Here is a 10680-nt window from a genome sequence, read left to right on the forward strand (position 1 = left end):
GGATAATATACAGATTCTTCAGGAGTGCTACTCCAGAGTTACTTTAATTCCTGTTGTTGGCAGTGGACTATCCATTCCAATGGGGTTACCGAGTTGGCGGGAATTAATAGAAAAATCAGCTGATTATTTTTCAGTATCAGATGAGAAAAAAGAATGTATCCGTAAATGTCTGGATCGTAATGAATATTTAGATGCTACAGATGTTATTCTGGAAGCTGGTGTATCTGATCAAATGCTTCGGGAATACATTGCAAAGAGCATGACCGAGGCGAAAGAAAATTCAAATTCAGTTGACAATAATTATCGGGATCTGGCTTTATTTTCAAAAATTCGTTACATGACCACAAACTATGATCAGTATATAAATGACTTTGCTGAGGCAAGAACTTTTTGCCTCGAAGACCTGGAAAATATACAGATTAATCAGTTTGCTTATTCAGCTTATGATCATGTAGTAATTCCATTACATGGTGAGATAAGCAGACCTGAAAGTATTGTGTTGTCACGCGATTCCTATCAGAAACTTTATAATACCGATAGCTTCAAGTCTGAATTTGAGCATATGAGAACCCACTTTACATTTTTATTTATGGGGTTTTCATTTGAGGATAAATATATCCAAAAATTATTTGATAAGATTTTACATCACTACCAGGCGCAGCATTTTATTCTGTTTGATAAAAGTGAAGCAGATAAAAATGCTGAAAAAATTGAGCGAATTAAAACCCAATATGGAATTGAGACTGTATTTTATGATGCGTCAAAAAAGGGACACATAGATGGAATAAGGGATTGCCTTCAGAATATTTTTAAATTAAGAGATATAGATGTAAATAGTGCATCTGTAGAGATACTGCCAGTCAATAAGAAATTTGATATGCAACTGTTTGAAAAGAAAATTATTGAGAAGGGAAAGCAGTTGATAAACAGCGAGCAGGCAACCAAATTGTATGATCTTTATTATGCTGAATACGAGAAGCAGGATTTTGCATCAAAGTCAGTAGCTTTTAAAATAAATATTGTGTGCGGACTTTTATGGTATTACGGAGTACTGCGTAAAGATGCTGAAGCAGTCAAACTGCTGGATAGTGTATATGAAGATAAGGAAATATATGCAAATAGAAATAAAATTTCTTTTATGCAGGGGCAACTGTATTGCAATTTACGGGAATTTGATAAAGGAATAGAAGTTCTTGAAAATAATGGCAGGAACAGAATTCTATCAGAACTACTGCTGGATATCATAAAAGTTTATAAACAATTTTTGCCGGATGCCAATCATATTAGTGGTCAGATTCCGGTCTATACAAAATCGCCAAGAAGTGATGAAGAAAATAAAAGATATCGTGAAGCATATCTTGGCTTAAAGAAAAAATATATTAATCCAGATACATATAATCTTTTAAATCTTAAAGATTATGAGGACAGGGAATCTGAGAGCGTAGCTTATTACTGGCTTGGGCTTGCATCAGGACAGCTTTTTCATGAACATAAAGAGGCCATAGAATATTTATTGCGTGCAAGTGAACTGGATGATTTAATGGTTATACATGAGGAATTGGCAAATAATTATTTCGAATTGGCGAGAACTGAGCTTCGCTATGAGAAAAATCCAAAAAAATATCAGATTGATGTGGAGTGTTTGTTTAAGGCGAAGATTCATTTTCAGTATATCATGAATTTTTCAGATGAAGAGGTTGTTCACAGTTTTGTTGAGAAAAGTGGTTTTGCCTATCTTCAGACTTTATATTGGTTGAAGGAATATATTACGTTTTATGATTTTTACAATAAATATGAAAAATATTTGCCGGATAAAGATTATATTTGGATGTTAAAAGCGGAAACGGATGCTGAATATCACCATATTGTGGGAAACGATTTGTTAAAAAAGCTGAATCCCAAAGATAGAAGCTATATTGAATATCGTTGTGTATATGGCAGAATTGAACTGTTTCACCATATTAATCCAGCTGAATATGTGCGCCTTTGCAATGCACTTATAATACATGCGCAAAAAGATTACCCTATTGAAGACAGACGTATATTTCAAATGGTACTTGATGTCGCAATAACTGGAAAAAGCATTCAGTTTTATGAGGATTTAAGAAAGCAATATCCCCAGGAGTATTTTCAAGATGCTGAAAATATAGGATTTGTCGATGAATTATACGGTAATATGGAGGCTGCATATAAGAAATTTTCTAAAATGTTTGAGGAACATAAGGATTATGATGGTTCATTTAGAATCATGAAGGGCTTTTTGATTCGAAATAAAAAAAGAAAAGAATATAATCATTTGTATGATCAGCTTATGGCAGATCCGCCTGATATTTCATATGAACAGCCGCAGTTTTATGCAGATTGTGTGCGGGAAGAACTTTTGGATTGGAATGATAAGTTTAAAGCTATGGAGCTTTATTCACTTTATTATGATCAGATCAAAGGAGATATGACCCTGGCGAAAGAACTTGAGGAGGCTATTAAAATTAATATTGCGGATTATTCTGGTTATGAAGAGCGTATTGCATGGAATCGGTATATGCTTACAAAAGCACCTCAGTATGCAAAAATACAAATATACGATACCATTTTAAAGCTTTATGTGGCAAATATGAAATATAAAGAAGCTGTGGCTGTGGTGGAAGAAATGCAGCAATTAAAAATTCCATTTATGAGTAGGTTTGATCAATGCACTATGGTGTGTGCCAGACCGCAGAAAAGTTCTTTCTATGTTGGTTGGGGTGGGAAAATAAGAGCATCTTTTAGTTCGGATAAAAATTTTATTGCCGGTTTGCTTAATCGGGCGCATTTAAATTACTGGTATAGGATGCCAGGACTTAATGCGGTTGGAATGGAAATTATCGTTCCTATGAGAACTATCATTTGCATTTTTAGAGAGAACCGTCAGAAGGAATTATTGGCAATTAAGAGAATCCACATCATGTACTCAGGAATAATTGGGTTGCAGGATAGCTTGTGGAGAGAAGAAAGTCCATTCCTTAGAATGATTTTGCAATGGCTCGAAAAAGCAGATAATGTGGTCGTAGCAGCTCCTGACTTTATGTTTGCTTGTAAAGAAATGAAAGGGGACAATATGATAAATGATTGTGCAGAAGAAGTGCAGATTAATCTATATGCGAAAGAGCATCAAGATTATATATGTTTAAAATAGCCATAAAGCAGCCACGGTGGGTGCAGACCCCCTGAAGGGAGCCCCCCTGAAGGGACTGGACAAACGGGATGCGATAAGAAAGGATGAAATCCTGTCAGCAATTGTTAAGAGTGGACGGTCTTATGAGGAGATAATGAACTTCCTGAATGTGGAAGAAACTGAGAGAGAAATAAAGGAATAGACAAGGAATGCACTACAGCTGAGGCTGTGGTGCGAGTTTTAGGCGGAAAATTTCTGGAAGTTCACATTGGAGTTACAATGTTTTGAGGCACTTATGAAAATCACATACTTAGGGCTAGCTGTTGGATTTCATACTTTTCCAATATATTTTTTTTCCAGAAAAGGAAATAGTATGCTATCCTATATACATCATAAGAGTTTCAAACTTACATAAGCTCTTCTGAAAAACCAATCATAGAAGATGGTGAAGTCCATGGGAAGAAAGGATATCATCACAAAAGAGTACATGGAGGACACAGAAGTATTGGAACATTTTACTTCAAATTTCCGGGAAGTGATGCAGTTTATAAAGTATTCAAAAGATACGGAGAAACTGAGTCAGCTTCCCAGGCTGCACCCATCCTTTTGGATTGTTTATCAAAACTGGAATACCGCGGCTATGACTCAGTCGGTCTAGCCGTTCGGGATGGGGAGAACAAGACAAGAATTGTAAAGGCGAAAGGCAGCCTGAAGGAATCTGCCAGAAGTATGAGGATATGGTTGTGAATGTAATTAAAGAAAATGGGTATGTGGCCGGATAACGGCTGGATGCCGTGGATGCCGCCGTCCGGCGTGTGCTGGGCGGCGGTGATGGGTATAAGACGAGTTATAATTTAAAATATTACTGGATTGCACTACGCCATGTTTTGAGGCACTTACAAAAAGTTGTTGTTGAGGAGCGTAAGGAATGGGGCTTCCGTCTGGTCGTGGTCCGGTGGAAAAGTGTATACAAGATAAATTATATAATAGAAAAGTATGGAAAATTGTTCGTTTTTTGGTCTTGCTGATACGCATTAAATATGCTAAATTTAACTTGTAAATATCTTTTGTCTGTGATTTTGTTTTCCGTATGGAGGTACGATGAAGAAAGAATTACAGTCACAGGGCAAAAGAGAAAAGCACATAGATTATGATGTTACATCGCATATCAGAGATGTGAATGGACATGAGATTTTCAAGAATAATCGCCTGACGAGTCAGTTTTTAAGTAATTATACAGGAATTCAGATGCTGGCTGGAGTGCGACCGGAAGATATCGAAGACGTAACAGAACGGTACCATGCGTTTCTTGGAATCGAATTTGAATCAGACACCATCAAAAAGGTATGCCTGCACCAGGCAGATGGGACACCAGACAGGGAAATTTATGTGATCTCCTTGATTGAGCATAAAAGTGCAGTAGATTACGACGTTGCGATGCAGCTTTTTCGTTACATGAGTGTTATCTGGTACGACTATCGGATGGAGCAGAATAAGAAAAAGAAAGATGCAAATCGCAGAAAAGCATTCAGATATCCGTTGATCATTCCCTTTGTCTATTATGAAGGGAAAGAAAAGTGGACGGCAGGCCTGCATTTGAAAGACCGGATAGAGTTCGCGGAAGAAATGAGCGAATACATACCCGATTTTCAATACCACGTAGTCAGTGTGCAGCAATATACGAATGAGGAACTCAGCAAAAAAGGAGACGAGATGGCTCTTGTAATGCTGATCAATAAGATACAAAATCCGGAGGACTGGAAAAGGTTTACAGAAGAAGCAAGAGAATTTGTGGACACTGCATACGCCCAGGCATCGGATGAGATAAAGGAAGTCATTATAAAAGTACTGTGGGCACTGCTAAAAAAAGATGAATGTGCCGAATGAAGAAGCCCGGGAACTGATGGGCGAGATTGGAGGGCAGGGTATGGGAATCTTATTTGAAAATGCGGAGAAGATGGACATACAGGCTGAACGAAAGAATACACAAAGAGAGAAAGAAAGGGCGGATGCGGAGAAAGAAAGGGCGGATGCGGAGAAAGAAAGGGCGGATGTAGAGAAAGAACGCGCAGATGCGGCAGAAAGGCAGCTTGCAGAATTGCGTGAAAAACTTGCCAGATTAGAATCGGAGAAATAATAGGAAAATATAAAGAGAGTGGAGAAAACAACACAGGCAAAGGAAATATACTAAAAAGCGGAGGCATATGTCTCCGTTTTTGCATAGGAAGCACAAAATATTGCTACGTTACTTGTAAATTATGGCTGCATCAAAACTATGCGGAATGTGGTGGTGGTTTTACTGGTGTTTCGGATGGTTCTGTGGCATAATGGAAATAGTTAGGAGATAAGAGTTTTAAGGTGCTGAAACTTGAAGGGATAGAATAACCTTATAAGAGGGGAATGATAATGAGTACTAAAGATTGGATAGTTTTGCTAGTTCCAATAATTTGTAATGGGATTATTGTTTTTGCATTTCAAAAAATTTTAAGTAAAAAAATTGAAAGATATAATAAAAGACAAGACATACGAGATGATATATTAAAACAGTTTTGGAATAAATTGCAAGAATTAAACGATACTTTCGTTCAAACAAATATTGCTGCAATGCGTGATTCAAGTGTAGCAGGAAATAGTATTGGCATTTTTGAGAGTGTGATATTGGATATTGTCCGATATTATGATACAAATGAGTTTGACTTAAAAGTTTTTAAAAAAGAATATAATGATTTTAATGATGCGTGGATTGATTTTAAAAATACATATGTGAGCTATATGGGAAAACGGCTTGATCGCAAAATGCAAAATCAATTAGGTGAGAAACTACAGTTGGTAAAAGAGAAAAATCAGACACTTATTAGTGAAGTACGTAAAAAATATTAGCTCATTTTTAAAAAAGTCAGAGCAACCGGAGGGGCGAGAGCAGAAAATATACATTACAATATCACCAACAAAAATCACCAAATGTAAATCATAAGATAAAGAGACAATATAATAATTACCATATAAGGAGGGCTTATATGGTAATTCAATTTACCTTACTGCTTGGACAGGAGTCTGTGGTACCCAGCGTTTTTTTCCAGAATTGATCTTTGGATGGACGCAATAGATTTTGGAGCTGTACTGGTAGTGGATGAAATTGAGGCAAGCATGCATCCGCTTATTACCCGGCATTTAATTGAGATGATACAGAATCAGACGATAAATCAGAAAAATGTAATAAAAAAGAATTATGAAAAAAGTAAAATGGCATATCTACATTCCAATTATAATAAGTATATTGAGTCTTTTGGTTGCTTGGAGAGCATATGAGACATGTAAATTGCAAACAGAATTAACTAAAAATAGCTTTTTGCCAAATATTCAAGTAAAAGAAAATTTGGAATATTATAATAAGTCAGACACTGTTACTAATGAGGTTATTGAGATTTCAAATATAGAGGGACGAATAAATAATTATTGCTCGAAAATTATTACCTATATAAAATGTGATTTTTGTGATAAAAATCTTGATTTTTTTGAGGCAAAAATTCCGGTAGAAAACTATTATATTGTTTCACATATAAGTGGAAATTCTTTAGGTGTTATAGAAACAAAAAGAAGTTTGGATAATGTAGTTAAAGTTAATAAACTTATAGATGAGGTATTAAGATACAATAATGTTAATGAGGCTGTTACATTGCATATGGAAGTGGAATCATGCTTGGAAATTACTTATTCGAACCTGATGGACGAAAATAATGAAATATACTTCCTGGTTGACAATTGGAAAACAGAAAAAATAGAGGAGTCAGAGGGTAAAATCTGTTTTGAAAGACAAAACAGATATTCAAATCTAGGTTTGGGGATTGATTTGAATGTTGAGGATAATATTTCTGTTGATAATTTGATTGAAAAGTAAATGCGAATGCGTCATTTGAAAATGTAGACAGGAAGGCTGTCCGTGTAATGGAGGAGATGACTGGAATGAAGATAGAAAAAGAAGTTGAGGAAAGCGTGCCCTTGACGATCCTGCTTTTCGCCAGAAACTTTTGGAAGAGTATGGAATTGATTAAAAAGATATAAAAACGAGACGTATACGCTAATGGTTTAAAAGCACATATTTTATAGATTTTTTTGCAGTTCCATGGTATCATTATTTCAAGCAAAAGCAATTGATACTGTGGAACTTTTTATCAGGAGTGTGTGTAATATGGGAAGTTATCTGAATCCTGGAAGTGCTTCTTTTCGCAATAGTCTGAGGTCCAAGATTTATGTGGATAAGAGTGAATTGATAGCCAGAACAAATGAATTGATCTGTACAGAGCAGAGATATGTATGTGTCAGCCGCCCGAGACGATTTGGAAAGTCTATGGCGGCTAATATGCTTGCTTCATATTATGAGAAAGAAGAAAATAGCGATGATTTGTTTGGCGGTTTGCGGATCAGCAGAGCAATCACATATAGAGACCATTTAAACCAATATGATGTTATCAAAATCAATATGCAGGAATTCCTGAGCGTTACCAACAGTGTAGATGAGATGCTGGGACGATTGAAGCGGTATTTACTGTTTGATTTGTTAGATGCTTATGGAAATCTGCACTTTCGGGATTCTGAAGATTTGATACAGGTGATGAAGGATATTTTTGCAAAAACAAAATGCCCTTTTGTGATTTTGATCGATGAGTGGGATTGTCTTTTCCGGGAATACAAGAAGGATAGAGAGGCACAGAAGAAGTATCTTGATTTTTTGAGAGTGTGGCTGAAGGATCAGGATTATGTTGCGCTGGCATATATGACAGGAATTTTGCCCATAAAAAAATATGGTTCTCATTCCGCTTTGAATATGTTCACAGAGTATTCTATGACAAATCCCCGTGAGATGGCTGAATTCTTTGGTTTTACAGAAGATGAAGTAAAAATGTTGTGTGCCCGGTACAAGAGAAGCTTTGAGGAAACAAAGGCCTGGTATGATGGCTACGAACTGATAACAGTAGAAGAGAATCAGAAAAAGATTTATTCCATGTATAGCCCGAAATCTGTAGTGGATGCAATGCTCAGTGGGGTGTTTGATAATTACTGGAATCAGACAGAAACCTATGAAGCACTTAAAACTTATATTAGATTGAATTATGATGGCCTAAAAGATTCTGTCATAAAAATGCTTGGAGGCGATAAGGTACAGATTAACACGGGAACTTTTTCGAATGATATGGCGACTTTTCAGGGAAAAGATGATGTATTGACCCTTCTGGTCCACCTTGGCTATTTGAGCTATCATTGGCCGGATAAAACTGTCTATATTCCCAATAAAGAAGTATCTCAGGAATATATAAATGCAATCAGCACTATGGAGTGGCCTGAGGTTATTGACTCTGTAGAAAATTCTAGAAAGCTGCTGGAAGCTTTGTGGAGAATGGACAGTGATACAGTGGCAAAGGGAATCGATAAAGTGCATCAGGAAGCTTCATCTGGACAAACCTGCAGCCATAATTGAACTTAAATGGAATAAAAATGCTTCCGGAGCAATTGCCCAGATTAAGAGACAGCAGTATAGTGAGGTGCTAAAAGATTATCATGGGGATTTGCTGCTGGCAGGTATTAATTACGATAAGAAGACGAAACTGCATGAGTGTGTGATTGAGAAATTTCAGAAATATTAAAATTCCTGGTTTTACAGTATTTTATCATTATCGGAGTTAGAAGATTTCAAGTAAACATAGCGAGGAGAAACTATGATGAAAAATACATTTAATGCTATGCTGAAAAATAGACCCAAAGAAAACGATGAACAAAATGCAATTGATTTTATACTGGCGGAATATAAGGATATTTCTGACGGTATAGTTATTGATGATACTGTAGACATAGGGTGGCCGCCAGCTATGGTTGTTGTAACGGATGCAGTACCTGCACAGTAAATCTGGAATGTGACAAATACAGAGTAAAAAATCTCGAAATTTTTAGATAAAAACAGACAGATAAAACTTGTGAAGCTCCTGTTTCCGTGCTATTATGAGAATAGAAATTTGAAGCAGCAAACAGCTGTGGAAATAAAGAAAAGATGTGAGAGAAAATGATGGAAACAATACAGGACGTACTTCAGCTGATTTTACAGGCCGATGATATCAAATATGTAAAAAATAGCGGTATATTAAATTATGGACTGGATTTGAAACAGGTGGTGGAACGTGAAATTGAATTGTCTGTTTGCAAGGGTGATAAGGAAATATTGCTTGCGATGAATTATGACATAGAGCAATGCTCTGTTCAATTTCAGATTGTAGACTGCACGGAGGAAGAGGAGAAGAAGATTATAGATCTGGATTTTGCTTTAAACGGTGCCGAAACTGCGGTGGATTTTACACAAGCGCTTAATTTATATTTGTTGAGTATCGGCTATATTGACGAAGACAACCTGGAAGAGTATCGCCAGAAGGTCAGCCGCCTGAGCTGAGAATAATATGTGAGGCGAAAATCAGTAACAATAAAAAAACAGCTCCCTGCGTGGTCAGAGAGCTGTTTTTTATTATACACCAGAATTATTTAACTGTAACGGTGATGTATTTGTTTACTGTCTTGTAGTTTTTAGCTTTAACAGTAACTTTTACCTGATAGGTACCTTTCTTGGTTCCCTTAGCAACTACGATCTTACCGTTTTTGTTAACTTTGATCTTGGAGTTGTTTGTTGTGTAAGAAACTTTACCAGTTTTCTTAGTTACTTTGATAGCTTTCTTAAGAGTCTTGCTGCTCTTCTTAACTGCAGAAGCCTTTACAGTATATTTATCAGCAGACTTTAAGGTTACCTTCTGAGTTTTAGCTTTGATCTTGTAAGTAAGAGTCTGTGTATATCCGGCATATTTTCCTTTACCGATGATGGTAACTTTGTATGTTCCGGCATTCTTACATGTTTTAACTTTTACTGTGTAGTATTTAGCTTTGATTGTTTTTCCAGCTTCATTCTTAACTACAACCTTTGGCTGCTGTTTCTTACCAGTGTAAGTTACAGTTTTCTTGGTAAGAGAAGCATTGAAAGATGTTTTTACAGGTGAATCTGCTGCAAAAACAGTAGTGCTGATGAGAAGCATCATTACTGCAGCCAGGATAGTCACAGCTACTTTTTTGAATGATTTCATTGGTAACACCCTCTATTTCTTAATTTAATGTATTTAATAAACGGTCTCCCCACGCAGACCCGTTTATCCGGAAGTTGGATTACTGTGAATAAAGTTCACAGCCGGTAAAAATAGTACAAACGGTTATTTTCCGGTAGAATTCTTATCTGCAGCAGCGGAGTCAGAGCTGTTTTTTTTATCCTTAGGCTCATAACCATAGCCGTATCCATAACCATAACCGTATTTTCCATAGCCATACTTGCCATAAGCACGTCCCTTTACATCGGCACGGTTCAGAACTGTACCGAGGAGCTTGCAGCCAGACTGCTGGATCTCATAAAGAGACTGCTTGATCAGAGTACGCGGTGTGGTACCAGCACGTACAACCAGAACTGCGCCGTCGCACAGAGAAGCGATAAGCGCTCCATCTGATAC

Annotated in this window: 11 protein-coding genes and 1 pseudogene; 10 read left to right on the plus strand and 2 right to left on the minus strand. The window is 36.7% G+C overall.

Annotated elements, in window-relative coordinates:
* From AB5642_RS14020 to AB5642_RS14065, 10 genes are all read left to right on the plus strand, one after another.
* Positions 1-3172: SIR2 family protein (locus tag AB5642_RS14020; protein ID WP_368371699.1), on the plus strand; the 3172-nt coding region annotated here is incomplete at its 5' end.
* Between the two features lie 433 nt (positions 3173-3605).
* Positions 3606-3809: a hypothetical protein gene (locus AB5642_RS14025; RefSeq protein ID WP_173718959.1), complete on the plus strand. Its 204-nt coding sequence runs from the start codon at positions 3606-3608 to the stop codon at positions 3807-3809.
* A 443-nt stretch (positions 3810-4252) separates the two neighbouring features.
* The gene (locus AB5642_RS14030; protein ID WP_195391608.1) at positions 4253-5038 is read left to right on the plus strand and encodes an Rpn family recombination-promoting nuclease/putative transposase; all 786 of its coding nucleotides are present in this window, start codon (positions 4253-4255) and stop codon (positions 5036-5038) included.
* Positions 5028-5288, plus strand: a complete 261-nt coding sequence (locus tag AB5642_RS14035) for a hypothetical protein (protein WP_195391609.1) — start codon at positions 5028-5030, stop codon at positions 5286-5288. The genes AB5642_RS14030 and AB5642_RS14035 overlap by 11 nt, the downstream gene beginning before the upstream one ends.
* Positions 5289-5557: 269 nt before the next feature.
* Complete coding sequence (locus AB5642_RS14040; RefSeq protein WP_173718957.1) at positions 5558-6031, plus strand: hypothetical protein; 474 nt, start codon at positions 5558-5560, stop codon at positions 6029-6031.
* Positions 6032-6244: 213 nt separating this feature from the next.
* Entirely contained in the window at positions 6245-6460 is a 216-nt protein-coding gene (locus tag AB5642_RS14045) for an AAA family ATPase (protein ID WP_227199039.1), read from the plus strand.
* Positions 6381-7049 carry a hypothetical protein gene (locus AB5642_RS14050; protein ID WP_195379469.1) on the plus strand — a complete coding sequence of 223 codons (669 nt, stop codon included), beginning with the start codon at positions 6381-6383 and terminating at the stop codon, positions 7047-7049. The genes AB5642_RS14045 and AB5642_RS14050 overlap by 80 nt, the downstream gene beginning before the upstream one ends.
* A gap of 291 nt (positions 7050-7340) precedes the next feature.
* Entirely contained in the window at positions 7341-8627 is a 1287-nt protein-coding gene (locus tag AB5642_RS14055) for an AAA family ATPase (protein ID WP_306467704.1), read from the plus strand.
* Positions 8628-8865: 238 nt separating this feature from the next.
* Positions 8866-9051, plus strand: coding sequence for a hypothetical protein (locus AB5642_RS14060; protein WP_173717714.1), 186 nt, complete (start codon positions 8866-8868; stop codon positions 9049-9051).
* Between the two features lie 155 nt (positions 9052-9206).
* The gene (locus AB5642_RS14065; RefSeq protein ID WP_173717715.1) at positions 9207-9587 is read left to right on the plus strand and encodes a hypothetical protein; all 381 of its coding nucleotides are present in this window, start codon (positions 9207-9209) and stop codon (positions 9585-9587) included.
* An 85-nt stretch (positions 9588-9672) separates the two neighbouring features.
* Here the strand turns inward: AB5642_RS14065 and AB5642_RS14070 are convergent, their stop codons facing one another.
* Positions 9673-10266 carry a hypothetical protein gene (locus tag AB5642_RS14070; protein WP_173717716.1) on the minus strand — a complete coding sequence of 198 codons (594 nt, stop codon included), beginning with the start codon at positions 10264-10266 and terminating at the stop codon, positions 9673-9675.
* A 123-nt stretch (positions 10267-10389) separates the two neighbouring features.
* Positions 10390-10680 (minus strand): annotated as a pseudogene (locus AB5642_RS14075) (hypothetical protein); the annotation flags it as partial.

The organism is Ruminococcus sp. 1001136sp1_2201st1_G3_2201SCRN_220225, assembly GCF_040924365.1.
Classification (GTDB): Bacteria; Bacillota; Clostridia; order Lachnospirales; family Lachnospiraceae; genus Blautia_A; species Blautia_A faecis.

Excerpts from the sequence above, each read along its gene's own strand:
- AB5642_RS14040 (WP_173718957.1), top strand. The coding sequence starts at position 5,558 with ATGAGTACTAAAGATTGGATAGTTTTGCTAGTTCCAATAATTTGTAAT.
- AB5642_RS14030 (WP_195391608.1), top strand. The coding sequence starts at position 4,253 with ATGAAGAAAGAATTACAGTCACAGGGCAAAAGAGAAAAGCACATAGAT.
- AB5642_RS14065 (WP_173717715.1), top strand. The coding sequence starts at position 9,207 with ATGATGGAAACAATACAGGACGTACTTCAGCTGATTTTACAGGCCGAT.
- AB5642_RS14070 (WP_173717716.1), bottom strand. The coding sequence starts at position 10,266 with ATGAAATCATTCAAAAAAGTAGCTGTGACTATCCTGGCTGCAGTAATG.
- AB5642_RS14060 (WP_173717714.1), top strand. The coding sequence starts at position 8,866 with ATGATGAAAAATACATTTAATGCTATGCTGAAAAATAGACCCAAAGAA.
- AB5642_RS14025 (WP_173718959.1), top strand. The coding sequence starts at position 3,606 with ATGGGAAGAAAGGATATCATCACAAAAGAGTACATGGAGGACACAGAA.
- AB5642_RS14055 (WP_306467704.1), top strand. The coding sequence starts at position 7,341 with ATGGGAAGTTATCTGAATCCTGGAAGTGCTTCTTTTCGCAATAGTCTG.
- AB5642_RS14050 (WP_195379469.1), top strand. The coding sequence starts at position 6,381 with ATGAAAAAAGTAAAATGGCATATCTACATTCCAATTATAATAAGTATA.
- AB5642_RS14045 (WP_227199039.1), top strand. The coding sequence starts at position 6,245 with ATGGACGCAATAGATTTTGGAGCTGTACTGGTAGTGGATGAAATTGAG.